Consider the following 18,001-nt stretch of genomic DNA (forward strand, 5'->3'; position numbering starts at 1 on the left):
AAGTGTTTGACTTGCTCATTTGTATTGCTGACGAGAATTTAATTCTCAATAATGTTTCACTCGTTGTTCAGTTTTCAAAGAACAATTTCGCTTGTCTCAACCGCCTTATCAGCGGCGACTTAATTAATATATCATAGGCACAACACCTATGCAACAGGAAAAATCGACCAATTCACTTTTTATACTTGCAACGCCATTTTAATCTTGCGCAATATCAGAAAGCCACAAGCTGAATGACATATCCGACTAGTGAATAGAGCCTTCATTAATATGAACAGAGATTGCACAGAGAGACCTTATCAAAAAGATCTCTCTGATGCTTTCTTTCTATATACATGTGTGAGCTTACAATGAATTATAAATTACGCATTGCCACGATCACGCATATGCGGGAACAACAGGACATCGCGAATCGATGGTGCATTCGTTAGCAGCATAACGAGGCGGTCTACGCCGATACCTAGACCACCTGTTGGCGGCATACCGTATTCAAGCGCACGAATGAAATCATCATCCATGTCATGTGCCTCGTCATTTCCTTGCTCCTTCTCTTGAAGCTGTGCTTCGAAACGTTGACGCTGATCGATAGGATCGTTCAACTCGGAGAACGCATTTGCGTGCTCACGCGCCACGATGAACAACTCGAAGCGATCGGTAAAGCGAGGATCGCTCTCCTTCTTCTTTGCAAGAGGGGATATCTCAATTGGATGACCCGTTACAAATGTAGGCTGAATCAATGTAGCTTCAACGAACTCTTCGAAGAAAGCATTCACGATATGGCCAAAGGTGTAGTGAGGCTCTACAGGGACATTGTGTTCTTTCGCAAGAGCATGCGCTTCTTCGTCTGTCATTTGAACGTAGAAGTCCACGCCCTTCACTTCTTTAATCGCATCAACCATGGACACACGGCGCCAAGATGGTGTCAGATCCACTTGATGGCCTTGATAGTCGATCTTCGTCGTACCGAGCACCTCTTGTGCAATGTGAGCAATCATATTCTCTGTAAGACGCATGATATCTTCATAGTCTGCATACGCTTCATACAATTCAATCATTGTGAATTCCGGATTGTGACGAGTGGAAATGCCTTCATTACGGTATACACGGCCGATCTCGTACACTTTTTCCAAGCCGCCCACGATCAAACGCTTCAGGTGAAGCTCAATCGCAATACGCATATAGAGCTGCATATCAAGCGCATTATGATGCGTAATAAACGGACGCGCAGCTGCACCGCCTGCGATTGCATGCAGAGTTGGCGTCTCAACTTCCAAATAACCGAGGGAATCCAGATAACGGCGCATCGATTGAATAATCTTCGAGCGAGCGATAAACGTTTGTTGAACGTCAGGGCTCATGATGAGATCCACGTAGCGCTGGCGATAGCGAAGCTCAACGTCTTTTAAGCCATGGAATTTATCAGGTAATGGATACAAAGACTTGGTGAGCACCTCTAGGTCCGTTACTTTAATAGAAGTTTCACCTGTCTTCGTCTTAAATACCGTACCGCGAACACCGATGATATCACCGATATCAAGCATAGAGTACGCTTCATACTTTTCTGCAGGAACGCTGTCCTGACGAACGTAGATTTGAATGCGACCACTGAGATCTTGAATATGGCCAAAGCTCGCCTTACCCATACCACGCTTCGCCATGATTCGGCCAGCAAGGCTTACTTCGATATGCTTCTCTTGAAGCTCCTCATTACTGAGTTCACTGTATTGGTCTAATACTTCCTTCGCCGTCGTGGTGCGTGCAAACTTCGTTCCGAATGGGTCTACGCCGAGCTTACGAAGCTCGTCCAATTTGTCGCGACGAATTTGTAGTAATTCACTTAGTTCTACTTCTTGGTTGACGGTATCTGTCACAAGAGCCACTCCTTTAGATGGTGCAAGCTTGCAATCCATTTATTGTTATTCTGAAAACAACACAACGGCAAACGGTCCCCACTGTGCAAGCGAGTACCGTTAACCGTATGAAGAGACGTGCTTATGGAAAGAAGCTTCCGGCGTGGAAGCTTCTTTCACCCTTAACTTCTATCTTAACATAGATCAGCGTTCGTTATGAGCGCTTAATTTCGATAATCTTATACTGAATAACGCCCGCTGGAACGTTAACATCCACTACAGTACCCTTTTGCTTGCCAAGGATTGCCTTGCCAACTGGGCTCTCATTAGAGATTTTATTCTGAGATGGGTCGGATTCAGCCGTACCCACGATCGTATATTCCATTTGATCGCCAAACTCCAGATCTTCTACCATTACAGTAGAACCGATACTTACAGTGTTTGTATCGATCTCGTCGCTGTTAATGATGCGCGCATTGCGAAGCATTTTCTCAAGGGTAATAATACGGCCTTCGATAAATGCTTGTTCGTTCTTCGCATCTTCATACTCGGAGTTCTCGCTCAAGTCTCCGTAGCCAATTGCGATCTTAATACGCTCTGCAACTTCACGGCGCTTAACCGATTTAAGGTTTTCCAATTCTTCTTCAAGCTTCTTTAGCCCTTCCGGGGTCAGAATAACTTCTTTATCGCTCATCTTTACCGATTCTCCTGTCATGATCATTATTTTCGCACCGTCATCGAAGCGAATTCATCTTACTCCATCATATGGCTGAATGCCCATATCATGACTTCATGTCACAATGAATAAACGTTGGGATTCAACGTTATCACGGACGTCTTTAAGGTCCGATCATTTTTTCTATTGTTGAATTATATGGGATGGATATACAAAAGTCAATGAACCCTCACACCCCTGTTTGAAAACGCTTCATTGTGCCGCGGAGGACTCTGTTTCTTCGGAACCGCGCATTTCACGTTGGCTATGACGATCAAAGGCGCCAGCATTAACCTGCTCGACATATTCCTCCAACATTCGAATCACTTCATCGCGATGAGATTCCTCCATGATGCGGTCTTTCACTTTTGCTGCACCAGGCAAGCCTTTCAAGTACCAAGCCAAATGCTTGCGCATTTCCTTAACCGCCACATGCTCTCCACGCATTGCAATCAAGCGATCCATATGCAAGACGGCGATACGAACCTTTTCTTCTGGTGATGGATCTGGTGGAAGAGTGCCATGTGTAAGGTACTCAATGGTGCGATAGAGCATCCATGGATTACCCAATGCACCGCGTCCGATCATCACACCGTCACAGCCCGTCATATCCATCATTCTGCGAGCGTCCTCAGGGGTAAACACGTCGCCATTTCCGATTACCGGAATGTCTAGCGCTTCTTTGACCTGCTTGATGTAGCTCCAATCTGCCGTTCCTGTATACAATTGCTCACGTGTGCGACCATGGACACTGACCGCCTGACCGCCTGCACGCTGCACAGCTAATGCATTATCCACCACATAGATATGCTCATCGTCCCAGCCGATACGCATCTTTACTGTTACTGGCTTATCTACAGCATCGACAACTGCAGATACCATTTCGTAGATTTTGTCCGGATCCAATAGCCAGCGCGCACCTGCATCACACTTCGTAACCTTCGGAACAGGGCATCCCATATTGATATCAATGATATCTGCGTTCGATTCCTTATCGACAATCTTCGCTGCTTCGACAAGCGACTTGCGATCTCCCCCAAAGATCTGCAAGCTGAGCGGCTTCTCCCGCTCATCGACAAACAGCATTTCGCGTGTGCGCTCATTGCCGTGCACCAAAGCCTTGTCACTAACCATTTCGGCACATACCAGACCGCAGCCGAATTCTTTAGCAATTAGGCGAAAAGCCGGGTTCGTCACACCTGCCATCGGTGCAAGAACAACCGGATTTTTCATTTCTATATTTGAAATTTTAAGCATCCCGTTCACTCCTTTTTCTTGCTGTACCTGTATTTATCCTTCTCCAACCAATTCGTTAACGGATATGCGTAATGCATGTGCAATGCGCTCCACCACTTGAGCGTCGGCTGCACGATTGCCTCTTTCAATCTCACCAATGATGGTGATCGACAAATTCGTCATTTCCGCTAACTGTAGCTGTGTTAATCCTCGAAGCTTGCGGAAGGCACGAATTCGCTTGTTGACTCTAGTCGATTCCACAGTCGAATTCCTTCCTTTCCTTCCAGTTTACCCAAGCATTCTTTCACGAATTCGTACAGTTCAGTCTCTGATTGTAACACAATTTCAGAGAGCGGAACGAGTACAAATAACCGTTCCCCCATTCGGGGATGAGGGAGGAGAAGGCTCTCACTTTCCCAACACAATTGTTCCATCCATAGTAAATCAAGATCGATCGTCCTTGGTCCCCAGCGAACATGCCGCACGCGTCCAAGAAGCTGTTCGGTGTGCAGCAAAACCTGAAGCAGTTCCTCAGGATCTAAGGTCGTGCGAAGACAAGCTGTCATATTCAAAAAGGCAGGCTGAACCTCGTACCCGACAGGGTCGGTCTCATAAATAGAAGAGATACGAACCACCGTAATCTCGGCATGATCCTCTAGGAGCTCAAGCGCTTTCTTCAAATATTGCTCGCGCTCGCCAAGATTCGAGCCTAGTGCGACATAAGCTGTACGTGATGTTGCCATCAGCATCCCTCGCCTTCTGTCGACCGTCTCCGAGTCATTTCTATCGTAACACCCGCAAAGTGGATGTCAAACGGCGGATTAGGCTTCGTCACCCGAACAGTCGCTTCGTTGATTCTATGAAAATCATGAAGCAGCATCGAAGCAATGCGTTCCGTCAAAGTCTCCACTAATTGAAAAGACTCTTGCTCAATGATACGCTTAACCGCTGCATGAAGCTCAGCATAATTAATCGATTGGTTAAGGTCGTCATCGAGACCAGCGCTTTGCATATCTATTTGAAGATCGAGATCAACAAACCAGCGCTGTCCGAGCACCCGCTCCTCCTCGAACACGCCATGCTTGCCGTAGAACGACATTCGATCCAGCTTCATGCGATCGAGGCCAACCACTTTCGTTTTCGGATAAGGTGCAATACCTTGATGATTCTGATTCATGCGATGCACGTCCCTCCGCTATCGTAACATTTTTATCAAGATGATCGTTAATCCCTTTGAACCTTCTTCAGCATGGCGTCACACATCTTCACTGTACGCGTAATCGCTTTGACATCATGCACCCTTACGATCTGGCAGCCTTGGGCAATGCCAAGGGCAACGGTAGCAGCCGTCCCCTCCACTACATCATCTACAGGCAGATCCAGTACATGACGAATGAATCGTTTGCGGGAGGTACCAAGCAATACGGGGTAGCCAAGTGCAACAATGTCGTCCAGATGATGCATTAATTCCAGATTATCCTCACCTGTCTTGGCAAAGCCAATGCCAGGATCAAGCCAAATCTGTTGGTCAGAGACCCCTGCTGCTCTTGCCGATTCGACTAAAGTTTGCAAATCCTGCAATACATCCGGCACATAATCCTCATAGCTGCGTGACTCACGATTATGCATAAGCACAATTGGGCACTTGAACTGTGCAGCGACGTCCAGAATCTTCGGCTCACGGAGTCCTCCCCATACATCGTTAATGATATGGGCACCGGCTTCTAATGCCTGAGAAGCAACATTTGCTTTATACGTATCCACCGATAACGGGATATGCGGCATGTCAGCATGAATCGCTTTTATAACTGGAATTACACGCTTCAGCTCTTCTTCCTCATCTACAGAAGCATGCCCAGGTCTTGTGGACTCTCCTCCAATATCCAATAGATGGGCACCATCTGCTACAAGCTGTCTCGCATGAGCCAGTGCAGCATCGACGTGCTGATATTTTCCGCCATCGGAGAACGAGTCTGGCGTTACATTCACAATCCCCATAACGAGTGTGTCTGTTCCTAATTTGAAAGATGCCTCATTCAGCTCATATTCTCTTTGATATATCGTTGGTGCGAGCATCTTATCTCCCCTTTTCTACACTTGCTTGCTGCTGGACTCTATAAAGTCATGCTTGTCCCTTGATTCAAGCTCAGCAAGACGCCGATATTCTCTAAGCAGTCGTTGTGTCAGTATTCCTGGTGTTCCATTGCCAATGATCGCGCGGTCTCCTGTCGTATCATATATGCTCGTGATAGGAACAAGCTCTTGAATGGATGTGGTTATAAAAATCTCATCACTGCTATCAATGAGCCATTGTGCATCAAAGCGACGTTCCTCTACCTCGACGCCAATCCTTCTAGCGATCTCGATCACCACTGCTCTTGTGATGCCTGGCAGGATGCCAGTGTCTAACGAAGGCGTGTATAGCTTCCCTTCTCTTGCGACAAATACATTGCTGACGATCCCTTCCGCAACATCGCTCTCCGCAGTCAGCAGCAAGCCTTCTGCGCCTAGCTTCGAGGATGCATGCTGCATCAGCTCTCGCTTCGCCAAAATATTGTTCATATAGTGCCCAGACTTGAAGCGAACTTCTCCTTCTGGGGTATTGCGTGTCAGCTTTAAGATCTGTAGCGGCTTGCCAGCATGATAAAGAGATGGTGATATGGGCGGAAGTGACTTTGTCAGCACCATTACAGTTGGGTGCTCATAATCTCCCGTCGGCAACCCCATGCCCTGATCGCCTGCACTTACCGTAAGCCGAATATAGGCTTCCTGAAGATCATTCGCCTGCATGACTTCTGCCATATGTCTGCGCAGATCCTCAGCCGATAGCTGAAGCTTAATGCCTAGGGCATGGCAGCCTTCGTTCAGCCGAGTAAGATGCTGTTCAAGACGGAATGGCTTCCCTGCATACGTCCGCATTGTCTCAAACAGACTCAAGCCGTACAAAAAGCCGTGATCCCATACCGGTATCACAGCGTCCTTTTCCGACAACAAGGTTCCATTCCAGCCTATCATGACCATATGCTCACGCTCGCCTCTATGTTTGAATACGGGTTGAATCCACCCTATAAGCAATGAAAGGATTATAAATTGAATACTTCTATTTAATTCGAAAAATGCAGCAGAGTCAATGAGCCTGAGTAAAATATTCCAATAAATAACAAACTTTATTGACACCGTTTCTTTCGATCTTCTATTACAAGCCTTGCCCGTGTCTAAACTCAACAAAGACCCCTGAAAGCATCCCTCACGTTTGTTCGCAAGAGTCTCATCAGGGGTCATCGATGATCTTCAATTGAATTAGTTCTCGAAGTTGAAGAGCGGTGTGCTCAAGTAACGCTCACCATTGCTTGGTACTACAGCGATAACGCGCTTGCCTGCTCCAAGTTCAGCCGCTACCTGTAATGCAGCATTGATCGCCGCACCAGAGGAAATTCCCACGAGCAAGCCTTCTTCCTTCGCTACGCGACGAGCCGTCTCAAAAGCATCGTCGTTCTCAATCGTAATAACTTGATCATATATCTCACGATTCAAAATCTCGGGAACAAAGTTAGCACCAATACCTTGAATCTTATGCGGTCCTGGCTTGCCACCGGACAGAATTGGGGAAGCTGCAGGCTCAACAGCGACTACCTTAACAGCAGGGAAGTTCTGCTTCAATACTTCACCCGTACCGGAGATTGTTCCACCTGTACCGATTCCTGCAATAAATGCATCCAGCTTGCCATCGAGAGAGTTGATGGCTTCCACGATCTCAGGGCCAGTCGTCTCACGGTGAATCTTCACGTTCGCTTGATTCTTGAATTGCTGTGGAATGAAATAGCTTGGGTTCTCTTGTGCAAGCTCTTCAGCCTTGCGAACCGCGCCGTTCATGCCTTCTGAACCAGGTGTAAGCACGAGCTCAGCACCATAAGCGCGAAGCAGATTGCGACGCTCCAAGCTCATCGTCTCTGGCATGACGAGGATTGCTTTATATCCCTTTGCAGCTGCCACCATGGCAAGACCGATACCCGTATTACCACTTGTCGGCTCAACAATCGTATCACCTGGCTTTAATACGCCTTCTGCTTCAGCCGCTTCGATCATGCTCAAGGCAATACGGTCTTTCACACTAGATCCAGGATTCTGGTACTCAAGCTTCACGTAAATCTCAGCACTGCCTTCAGGAACAATGCGATTCAAGCGTACCAGTGGTGTATCCCCGATCAATTCCGTAACACTATTCACGATTCTTGCCATGATGAAACCCTCCCATATGAATCATTCACAATTTTATATTTCCGACTAAATCACTAGGTTTTATTATCTTCTATCTTAGCAAAAGCGCCCTAGAACGTCAATAGCTCATTTTCAAAAATGTGGTACTTTTGTCTCATCGATTTCTCACGATCATTACCCTATCCTCATGGTGCTGAAGCACAGCCAATGCTACAACTAAAGCGAGAAAAAGAAGCAGCACAAGGAATTATTCTGCCCTGCGCTGCCTCTTCTCGATGCTCTTTCTTCTTGGGTATTATGATGACTCCTTCTCGGTAAAAATCCGTGCTTCATACTTTTCCCTTAGCAATTGCTCCACCTGGTTCAACGATCCGATATCAGCCAGGGCCATATCCCGGCGAGCTCGACTGCGGATGGACTCGCTGTCTTCAGGAGGGGTCTGTTTGCGGCCTGACAGCATGACAATCGCATATCCCTGCTTCACCTTCACAGGGGTTGACCACTGTCCCACGCTCAAGCTTCTTGCCGCCATCAATTCATTGGCCTCAATAAAGGGATCTCCATCCTCTATCCAGCCAATACTGCCCCCTTGATCCGAGGAGAAGCTGTCCTGAGATGTTTCTTTAGCCACGTCTTCAAATGATTCGTCATCCTGTAGGGCCTGGAGCACTTCTTCGGCTTGCTTCAGGTCCTTAACAACAATATGGGACAAGTTATAGGACAAATACGGCTCGTAATCCTCAGCATGGCGAGCAACATATTCATCCACCTCTTCATCCGTATAATGAAATGGATAGGATGCAACCTTCTCTAGAAGCAAATGCTGCTTGGTCTCTCGATAGATCTGTTCAGCATCCATACCAAGCTGATCCTGCATTGCCTGATAATAAGATTCCACACTGTCATAGCCCACCATCTGCCGCCTAAGCTCTGCATCGACTTCATCTGGATCTACCTCAATGCCTAGGGCAGATGCCTCCAATTGAACCGCTTTGTTGGACAGCATGCGGTCCAGCACTAGGCTTCCGTACTGACGTTCAAGCTCGGCAATCCATTCCTCGCGCGTAATGAGCTTGCTGCCGATGGAGGCAACTGGCTTTTCATCACGAAGCTGTGAAGAACCTTTTGGCAGCTTGGCATGAGGCTGACCGACGCCAATAATCAACATTGTCCCTAAAATCAATACACAAACAAATAGTACGAGGATACAGCCCCATAGGCCTTTGACTTCTTTCGTCATTGCGTACAATCCTTACGTTAGTGAATTCCCCGAACATCCTTAATAAGGTTTCTTCTCGTACCCTCTTTGCGATTAAGCTTGAATATTCATCAATAGATATTGCGAATGTCTAAGAGCGAGGACAGTCCAATACCTTCACGTATTCAAGCTGAAGCCTGACTTACTCCAACCTTTGCTTTATTAAGCGTTGAGCTGATCAACAAGAGACTCAAGCTGTTCCCGGTCAAAGGCGTAGGCTTCATTGCAAAAATGGCATACTACTTCTGCTTTTCCGTCCTCTTCGATCAGGGCTTTAAGTTCTTCTTTTCCAAGGCTAATTAGCGTTTGTTCAACACGTTCTCTAGAGCATTGGCAGCGGAATACGATTGGCATCTGCTCCATCACTTTGACATCCTCTACAATCCAGCTAAGCAGTTCATCAAGCTCTAGCCCCTGATCCAACAATGCTGTAATTGGAGGCAAATTGCTAAGCGATTGTTCAATCTTCGTAATCTGGTCGTCAGTCAATCCTGGCATAAGCTGAATAATGAAGCCGCCAGCATGAATAACAGAACCATCTACGTCCACAAGCACGCCTAAACCAACGGCGGAAGGGGTCTGCTCCGACAAGGCAAAGTAGTACGTAAAGTCTTCGCCAAGCTCACCCGAGATAATGGGAGAGCTGCCATGATAAGGCTCCTTCATGCCTAGATCCTTGATCACATGAATAAAGCCTTCACGGCCTACAGCTCCCGCTACATCAAGCTTGCCTTCACTGTTGCTTGCAAGATGCACCTGAGGATGTGTAACACAGCCTCGTACCTCGCCATGTGCGTTTGCATCTGCAATAATTTGCCCGATTGGACCGTCACCCTTCACTTGCACGGTTAGCTTCTCTTCGCCTTTTAGCATCGCACCCATCATGGAAGCAGCTGATACCGTACGTCCTAGTGCAGCTGTAGCTGTTGGATAGGTCTGATGTCTGCGCTGCAGTTCGTCTACCAGATGAGTGGTACGAACAGCGAATACGCGAACTTGGCCGCCAAGCGCTGTTCCGCGGATAAGCATATCCGCCCGAGGCTCTTTTTCCGTCGATTGATACTCTTTGTTATCTGTTGCCATGGTGTATATGCCTCCCATTGCTTCCATAATTAATTAGACGCCCATTTTTTTAAATGGTTACGTTACATTTCGTTTATAGATTAAAAGCAGGCCTTCCAATGTCAAATTGGCATTGGTCTCCTCAATTCGGCGCGACTCTGTGCCGATTAGCTCTGCCAAGCCACCTGTAGCAATAACGCGCGGCTTCGTTCCCAGTTCACGCTCAATTCGATCAACGATACCATCCACTTGACCTGCATAGCCGAAGATGATCCCGGCTTGCATGGAGTGAATCGTATTGCGGCCGATTACGCTCTTAGGCTTGGTGAGCTCAATACGAGGCAGCTTGGCTGCACGTTGATACAGCGCTTCAGTCGATATGCCGATCCCAGGAACAATGGCTCCTCCCATATAGTTTCCCTTTTCATCGATCACATCAAACGTCGTGGCTGTACCAAAATCAACAACAACCAGCGGGCTGCCAACACCATAGAGCTCAATGGCTGCCACCGCATTGACGATCCGATCCGCTCCCACTTCGCGCGGGTTGTCGTAACGGATATTGAGTCCTGTCTTGATTCCAGGACCTACAATTAACGGCTTCTGCTTCAAATATTGCTCGGACAGAAGCTCCATTGTTCGAATAATCGGCGGTACAACTGAAGAAATAATGACACCTTCGATGTCATCCACCGACAAACGCGCCATCGAAAGCAAATTGTGAATCATGACGCCGTATTCATCCGAAGTTGCTTGTCGATTGGTCGCAAGCCGCCAATGGTGAATGAGCGTATCATTTTTGTACAATCCAAGTACAATATTGGTATTGCCTACATCTATAACGAAAATCACGAGCTGCTAGCTCCTTTCTTCTCATTCAGGTCTAAGCTGATATCAAGCGATTGGAAGGAATACGTCAAGCTGCCGACAGAAATAACGTCGACGCCTGCTAGCGCCTTCTCACGTATGGTGTCAAGCGTGATGCCACCCGAGGCCTCGATCAGTACATGTGGAGCTTGGTTGCGAATCCATGATACCGCCTCCGCCATTGCCTCAGCAGACATATTGTCCAGCATGATGATGTCAGCCCCTGCTTGGATAGCTTCCTTCACCTGCTCCATCGATTCGGTCTCCACTTCAATCTTCATTGTATAAGGAATGTTGCGACGCGCACGCTCAACGGCTTCTGTAATGCCGCCTGCTCCCTTGATATGATTATCTTTAATCATAACGGCATCGTAGAGTCCGTAGCGATGGTTTTTGCCTCCACCGACACGTACCGCGTACTTCTCCAGCGCACGGTGCCCTGGTGTCGTTTTTCTCGTATCCACCAATTCGGTTGGAAGATCCTGAATCGCCTTAACATAATGGGAAGTCTTGGTGGAAACTCCTGACATGCGCTGCATCAGATTGAGCGCAAGCCGTTCTCCGGTAAGAATGCTGTGCGTGCTTCCTTCTACCTCGATCAGAACAGTCCCTTTGGCTACAAAGGCTCCCTCTTCCACTTTAGCTATAAAAACGAGTGTTGGATCTACAAGTTCAAACACGGCCTGCGCTACAGGAATTCCAGCAATAATGCCGTCCTCCTTCGCATGGATGATGCCCTTGGACTGATGTCCCTCGGGAACGGTAAATGCCGTCGTGACATCCCCAGTACCCACATCCTCCTTTAGCCAAGAAACAAGCTGCTCATCTAACAAACGACGATCTATATTAAACATGATGAATCCGCTCCTCTGTTATCCCATGTTCCCGGTGGATAAGCGAATGCTTGCACCACACGACGTCATTGCGCTCTGGGTAATCTTCACGATAATGAGCGCCTCGGCTTTCTTCACGCCAGTCAGCTGACTTTGCAACCAGCATGGCACATGTCAGCAAATTGGCAAACTCATATTCCTCTCGGCGTGATAAGCGACAGGAGAAGAAGCCCATCTGGCGCTTAAGCTCTTCAAGCCCCTTTCTCAAGCCCTCTTTGTTACGACGAAGTCCGACAAAACGAACCATCACCTTCTGAAGCTTCAACCGTCGCTCCACAACAGCTTGTTGGGGGAGATCGTGTCGGCTCTCATCAACCGTTAACGCTGGTAGATCATCCATCAATGGGACAAGACCTGCGATGCGCTCTACAATGCGATGACCAAAGACGATGGCTTCTGATAACGAGTTGCTTGCCAATCGATTCGCACCGTGAACCCCTGTTGAAGAAGTTTCCCCGCATGCGAACAATCTGCTAATATTGGTTTCCCCATTCAGGTCCGTCTTCACACCACCCATCATATAATGGGCGGCTGGGGCTACAGGTATCCAATCGCTGGACAGATCTAGGCCATAGCGCAAGCAGGTCTCATAAATGGTTGGAAACCGAAGCTTCACATTCTCTTCTGTCTCGTGTGTAATATCCAAATATACAAAGGTAGACTTCGTCTTCTCCATCTCACTTACGATGGCACGTGCCACGATATCCCGCGGTGCGAGCTCCAACTGGGGATGATACTGTTCCATAAAACGTTCGCCCTTGATATTGCGAAGGACTGCACCTTCTCCACGAACCGCCTCAGATATTAAAAAGCGAGGTGCTCCAGGATAGCATAGCGAGGTAGGATGGAATTGCAGGAATTCCATATCTTGAATGACCGCTCCAGCACGATAAGCCATCGCAACCCCGTCACCTGTGGCAACGTCAGGGTTTGTTGTATAGCGATACAACTGGCCGCCACCGCCTGTGCATAAAACAGTCGCTTTACCTGTCACCAATACCTTGTCTCCATCTGGACGCTGTACCAAAGCGCCTAGGCATTCACCGTTAGACGTGATGAGATCGATCGCAAAGTGATCATCCCAGATGGTAATGTTCGCGCATGTCTTCACATACTCCGCTAAAGCACGGACAATCTCATAGCCTGTCGCATCGCCATGCGCATGCAGGATACGGCGGTGACTATGTGCCCCCTCCATGGTTAGCGCTAATTCCCCATTAATCTGGTCGAACTCCGCTCCCAACTTCATTAACTGTCTAACCCCTTCAGGCCCTTCGTGCACAAGCGCTTGGACGGCTTCTTCCACGCAAAGGCCTGCACCTGCAATCAGCGTATCCTGCAAATGATACTCAGGGGAATCATCTTCAGCAATAACCGCGGCAATCCCGCCTTGCGCATAACGCGTGTTGCTCTCAAACAGCGACTTCTTGCTGATCAGCATGACACGTTGCTGACGACTCGCTTGAATAGCAGTGTACAATCCTGCAATGCCTGAGCCAATCACAATAACATCTGTCTCAACTCGAGGCATGTCCTCCAGTGAAAAATCAATTAAATACGGAGGTATCATCCCAGTCCACCCCTTAAATGTGGCAATCTGTCCTATACATATCCGAAAGTAAGGTAAATAAGCGACTCATGCCATTTCACGGCCCACAAGGTCGCTTACAAGAAATGAGTTTATAAAAAATTGTTTCCCGAACATGTATTATACTACAGTGTACCATAGCACAAAAAGCATGCAGAATATATAATTCCTTCGCCAAACAGGCGATTTTTTTATGAATTGAAAAGAAATGAATCTATGAGATTTTCAAGTCCCTTACACAAAATGTGTACAACCCTGGAAAATTTTCTGTAACACTTGTGAAAATTTTAGAATTAATTTACTTCTAGCTAAACAAAAAAGTTCACTTCTGAACGATACATAATAGAGGAGCATTTTATTTATTATTTAAAAGGGAGAATCAACATGAGTTTACAACGCTTGACATTGCGGAATTTGCCCATTAGAGCAAAGCTAATCTCTATCGGGGCGGTAGGCTTGATTTTTATTCTGGTGATCAGTGTGGTGTCGTTCATCGCCCAGACTCAGCTTCGTGATAGTTCAACCAAGATGTACGCACAATCGCAAACGATGCGTGAATTAGGCCAGATTCGTACAGATACTCGCGCTACATACGGCTTCTTGCTGGAAATGTTACTTACATATGATAGCTCGAAACGGCCAGCGCTTGAGAAAAAGATTGATGAACGCCTAGTTACGATTGAGGAAAATATGAATTCTTGGGCGAACTCAGCGAAGACCAGCTGGGAAAAAGAGCAGATCGATCCTTTCCGTAAAATATTTTCCTTCTTTAAGGATGAGGTTACCTCAATTAAGAAGATCTATCATGATCAAGGCCGGGATGATGCGGTCAATGCGGTCTTTGGGAAGTTTGCAGTAACCAGTGAAATGGTTAACGAGAAAGCCGAGGAGATTGGGGAGTATATTAATAAACAGGCCGATCAGCTGGATGATGACAATGCTGCTGTATTCCGAGGCACTCTTATAACAAGCGGTATCGTAATCATCATCGCATATATCGTCTGTGCTCTGATTATTGTCCCGATTACAAGAGCTATTGTTAGTCCGCTCAAGAGCATTCAGGACTTAATGGAAGCAGCAGGGAAAGGAGACTTTTCTTCGGTTGGGACGCACCAATCCTTAGATGAGATCGGACAACTTACGAACTCTTACAACAATATGGCTGGCTCGTTAAAGGGGCTTATCAGTCAAGTCTATCATTCTACTGACCTTGTTGCCGCATCCTCTCAGCAGCTTAGTGCAAGTTCGCAAGAAACGAGCCATGTGACCGAGAAGATCGTCCAGGCCATCGAAGAGATAACAAAGGAAACCAAGCAGCAAAATCAATCCATTAATGAAGCGGTTAGCACCATTGATGATATGAACACTGCGATGCACCATGTTATGACGAATACGCTGAATGTATCAGAAAAAGCAACTGATTCGGTTACAACCGCCTCAGCCGGTAATGAGATTGTGAAGAAGGCAACCGTGCAAATGAATCAGCTGCAGCTTAAGCTGTCTCAGCTTGAGGGCGTGTTAAACAAGCTGAATATTCAAACGAAAAATATCGGCAACATGAACGCCACGGTGTCCAATATCGCATCCCAAACCAGTCTCCTTGCCTTGAATGCTTCTATTGAAGCTGCACGTGCGGGAGAGCATGGCCGCGGATTCGCTGTTGTCGCAACTGAAGTTCGCAAGCTTGCGGATGAGTCCGCACAATCAGCAGACGAGATTAATCAATTGGTTGCTTCTATTCAAAAAGAAAATCAATCGGTTCTTCAAACCATGAAGATGGTGCAGGATGAATTCGATACAGGCATTGATTTAGTTAATCATGCAGGAGAGCAATTTAACATCATTGAGGAATCGGTCACAAGCGTGGCTACACATCTCGAAGAGGTATCTGCAACGATGGAGGAAATATCTGCAGGCTCTGACCAGATCAATGCGACCGCTAATCATATTAAAGAGTCGATTGAGCAAATGACTCATAATATTGAACAGGTAGCTTCAAGCACAGAAGAGCAGCTGGCTTCTATGGAAGAGGTAGAATCCTCATCCCAGCATCTTGCTCATCTCGCAGAAGACATGCAGCAGACTGCAAGCCGCTTCCGTATCTAGCCGGAACACTCATTCAGGCTTTACCGGGCTTTAGTAAAGTCAGATTGCAGTACATCTTTACGGGAAAGCCAGAAATAGAAGAGAGGCTGACTCAATCTTTGATTAGGCTTCCCTTATGATAGTCAGGTGATCATTAACCTGCTATTGTGAGGGGAGCATTTTTATGTTCATTGCGTTAAACAAATCTCTTCACAAAAAAGAGCCTTGCTTCTGCATAGGCTCCTTATCATCATTTCAAGTTATACAAACAATATGGTGAGGAATGTGTTCTCCTATTACTTCACTTGCAGCATGCGTTCCAAGGATAACTTCGCACGCTCCGCAACTTGAGGTGGAACATAAATTTGCGGCTGCATGTTCTCCAAGCACTTCACAAGCTTCTTCAAGTTGTTAACCTTCATATTCGGACATACCAGATACTTTGTCGCAAAGTGGAACGTCTTATCCGGACTATCCTTGCGGAGCTGATAGCCTGTTCCATCCTCCGTACCTACAATAAATTCGGTATGCTCGGAATTTTTACAATAATCAATGATTGCGGTTGTGCTTCCGACAAAGTCACCCATTGCTACGACCTCAGGACGGCATTCCGGATGTACGACGAATGCTGCGTTCGGATACTTCGCCTTCATCTCGACTACATCCTTAACCGTCAGCATATCATGCGTATTGCAATAGCCTTCCCAGATAATCAAGTTCTTTCCTGTCTTCTCTTGGACATAATGACCCAGGTTCTTATCAGGCACCCAGATAATCTCTTCCGCATCCAAGGATTCAATAACCTTAACGGCATTTGAGGATGTACAGCAAATATCCGTCTCGGCCTTGATCTCTGCCGAGGAGTTGATATACGTAACGACTTTGGCATTCGGATGCTCTGCTTTCAGCTTGCGCAATCCTTCTACGTTAACCATGTCCGCCATTGGGCAGCCTGCACGCTCATCAGGAATGATGACCGTTTTATTTGGGGCCAGAATCTTTGCACTCTCGCCCATGAAGTGAACTCCACAAAATACGATAACCTCTGCATCCGTTTCCGCTGCCTTCTGCGCCAGCAAGAAGGAGTCCCCTCGAAAATCGGCTACCTCTTGAATCTCATCACGCTGATAGTAGTGAGCAAGGATAATCGCATTACGCTCTTTTTTCAGCTGCTCTAGTCTCTCTCGCAACTCACGATTCTGCTCTTCCTTGCGCGCCAATGCAAGTGCTTCTAATTGCACGATCTCTTCCCCTCTCGGCCTATTCATTAACACTTAATTTACACAAGGGGAATACGTGTGTCAATTCACAAATACGTTCGTTACGACCGATTAGCGGAGTCCTTTCGCCATATGGTGGAAATAAGATCCATTATTCTCGTGAATCTCATCAATATGTTTGTCCCTTATATAGCGCAAAGGTTTAATTGATTCTGCACCTTCTCCATTAATCCTTATATTTGGTTTTCAGCTGATCTGAGCCGATACCCCCGCATACCATAAGCACCAGTGGTAGTAGATTGGAGACGAACCATGGAACGCCCTCTAGGATCGTAATATGGGTGCCTGCCCAGTTGTTCAAGGCTAGAATGATCAATTTGGCCGCCAATAAAAACGCACCCAGCATAAACACACTATCAAAGAACACCTTCCACTTTGGATAGGCTAACTGCTTGCTGTCTCGAATGACTTTTTCCTTCAAATCTTTATCACTCCTTAAGAGCTCATCGATCGTTAAACCGAATAAATCGCTTAGATCCATGATGATTTCGATACTCGGATAGTTCTTTCCGGTTTCCCACTTTGAAACGGATTGGCGGCTTACATGAATCTTTTCCGCTAGCTCATGCTGGGACCAGCCTCGTTTTTCTCGCTCTCTTTTCAAACGTTCACTAAAATTCATGTTATGCCATCACCTTTCCATCTCGTATCGTTAGTATGGAGTCCATCCGATGAAGGAGTAAAGCTCGTTATTGTTGCATGGGTTCCGCAACCTGGAGGTGACACCTATATTAAGCCTTATCTTATTTGAATAACGCTATAGACTCACTCCTCGGCTTGAGTGCGCTCCACATCTATCTCCTTGTAGAAGAATGGCTGGATAAGAAGCAGCCGCTAATCGATCCTTTTTAGCTCCTGTATAAGTCATCACAACAAAAGAAACCCTTGTCTCTATGGTCAAGCCCCATTTTTGTAGACATTGAAAAAAGCCCTAAGCTGAAAGCTGGCG

At 46.8% G+C, this 18,001-nt stretch carries 17 protein-coding genes; 1 reads left to right on the plus strand and 16 read right to left on the minus strand.

The window, feature by feature from the left end; translation table 11 throughout:
- Positions 1–362: 362 nt before the first annotated feature.
- The 14 genes from lysS to nadB form a co-directional block, all read right to left on the minus strand.
- Positions 363–1,871, minus strand: coding sequence for a lysine--tRNA ligase (gene lysS / locus I2H74_RS24240; protein WP_324254158.1), 1,509 nt, complete (start codon positions 1,869–1,871; stop codon positions 363–365).
- Positions 1,872–2,064: 193 nt separating this feature from the next.
- Positions 2,065–2,544 (minus strand): transcription elongation factor GreA, encoded by a 480-nt coding sequence (gene greA, locus I2H74_RS24245; protein ID WP_195576877.1) that lies wholly within the window; start codon positions 2,542–2,544, stop codon positions 2,065–2,067.
- A 234-nt stretch (positions 2,545–2,778) separates the two neighbouring features.
- Complete coding sequence (dusB, locus tag I2H74_RS24250; RefSeq protein WP_195576878.1) at positions 2,779–3,822, minus strand: tRNA dihydrouridine synthase DusB; 1,044 nt, start codon at positions 3,820–3,822, stop codon at positions 2,779–2,781.
- 33 nt (positions 3,823–3,855) lie between these two features.
- Positions 3,856–4,062 carry a helix-turn-helix domain-containing protein gene (locus tag I2H74_RS24255; protein ID WP_195576880.1) on the minus strand — a complete coding sequence of 69 codons (207 nt, stop codon included), beginning with the start codon at positions 4,060–4,062 and terminating at the stop codon, positions 3,856–3,858.
- Complete coding sequence (gene folK, locus I2H74_RS24260) at positions 4,005–4,544, minus strand: 2-amino-4-hydroxy-6-hydroxymethyldihydropteridine diphosphokinase (protein WP_195576882.1); 540 nt, start codon at positions 4,542–4,544, stop codon at positions 4,005–4,007. The genes I2H74_RS24255 and folK overlap by 58 nt, the downstream gene beginning before the upstream one ends.
- Complete coding sequence (gene folB / locus I2H74_RS24265) at positions 4,544–4,978, minus strand: dihydroneopterin aldolase (protein WP_229506175.1); 435 nt, start codon at positions 4,976–4,978, stop codon at positions 4,544–4,546. The genes folK and folB overlap by 1 nt, the downstream gene beginning before the upstream one ends.
- A 47-nt stretch (positions 4,979–5,025) precedes the next feature.
- A complete protein-coding gene (gene folP, locus I2H74_RS24270; RefSeq protein WP_195576884.1) occupies positions 5,026–5,877 on the minus strand; it encodes a dihydropteroate synthase in 852 nt (283 codons plus the stop codon).
- 15 nt (positions 5,878–5,892) lie between these two features.
- The gene (locus tag I2H74_RS24275) at positions 5,893–6,816 is read right to left on the minus strand and encodes an aminotransferase class IV (RefSeq protein WP_324254159.1); all 924 of its coding nucleotides are present in this window, start codon (positions 6,814–6,816) and stop codon (positions 5,893–5,895) included.
- A 285-nt stretch (positions 6,817–7,101) separates the two neighbouring features.
- Positions 7,102–8,040: a cysteine synthase A gene (gene cysK, locus I2H74_RS24280; RefSeq protein WP_195576886.1), complete on the minus strand. Its 939-nt coding sequence runs from the start codon at positions 8,038–8,040 to the stop codon at positions 7,102–7,104.
- Between the two features lie 274 nt (positions 8,041–8,314).
- Positions 8,315–9,259, minus strand: coding sequence for a peptidylprolyl isomerase (locus tag I2H74_RS24285; RefSeq protein WP_195576888.1), 945 nt, complete (start codon positions 9,257–9,259; stop codon positions 8,315–8,317).
- 180 nt (positions 9,260–9,439) lie between these two features.
- A complete protein-coding gene (gene hslO, locus I2H74_RS24290; RefSeq protein WP_195576890.1) occupies positions 9,440–10,360 on the minus strand; it encodes an Hsp33 family molecular chaperone HslO in 921 nt (306 codons plus the stop codon).
- A gap of 57 nt (positions 10,361–10,417) precedes the next feature.
- Complete coding sequence (locus I2H74_RS24295; RefSeq protein ID WP_195576892.1) at positions 10,418–11,191, minus strand: type III pantothenate kinase; 774 nt, start codon at positions 11,189–11,191, stop codon at positions 10,418–10,420.
- On the minus strand, positions 11,188–12,060 hold the full coding sequence (nadC, locus tag I2H74_RS24300) for a carboxylating nicotinate-nucleotide diphosphorylase (RefSeq protein WP_195576894.1): 873 nt from the start codon (positions 12,058–12,060) through the stop codon (positions 11,188–11,190). Before nadC ends, I2H74_RS24295 begins: the two co-directional genes overlap by 4 nt.
- Positions 12,053–13,669 (minus strand): L-aspartate oxidase, encoded by a 1,617-nt coding sequence (nadB, locus tag I2H74_RS24305; protein ID WP_195576896.1) that lies wholly within the window; start codon positions 13,667–13,669, stop codon positions 12,053–12,055. The genes nadC and nadB overlap by 8 nt, the downstream gene beginning before the upstream one ends.
- Positions 13,670–14,071: 402 nt before the next feature.
- On the opposite strand from nadB, the gene I2H74_RS24310 reads away from it, so the two are divergent.
- On the plus strand, positions 14,072–15,793 hold the full coding sequence (locus I2H74_RS24310) for a methyl-accepting chemotaxis protein (protein WP_195576898.1): 1,722 nt from the start codon (positions 14,072–14,074) through the stop codon (positions 15,791–15,793).
- Positions 15,794–16,068: 275 nt separating this feature from the next.
- On the opposite strand, the gene nadA is transcribed toward I2H74_RS24310, so the two are convergent.
- Together nadA and I2H74_RS24320 are read right to left on the minus strand one after the other, a co-directional pair.
- The gene (gene nadA / locus I2H74_RS24315) at positions 16,069–17,013 is read right to left on the minus strand and encodes a quinolinate synthase NadA (RefSeq protein ID WP_324254160.1); all 945 of its coding nucleotides are present in this window, start codon (positions 17,011–17,013) and stop codon (positions 16,069–16,071) included.
- 205 nt (positions 17,014–17,218) lie between these two features.
- Positions 17,219–17,674, minus strand: coding sequence for a helix-turn-helix domain-containing protein (locus I2H74_RS24320; RefSeq protein WP_195576900.1), 456 nt, complete (start codon positions 17,672–17,674; stop codon positions 17,219–17,221).
- Between the last annotated feature and the right edge of the window lie 327 nt (positions 17,675–18,001).

The organism is Paenibacillus sp. 1001270B_150601_E10 (genome assembly GCF_015558675.1).
Taxonomy (GTDB): Bacteria; Bacillota; Bacilli; order Paenibacillales; family Paenibacillaceae; genus Paenibacillus_B.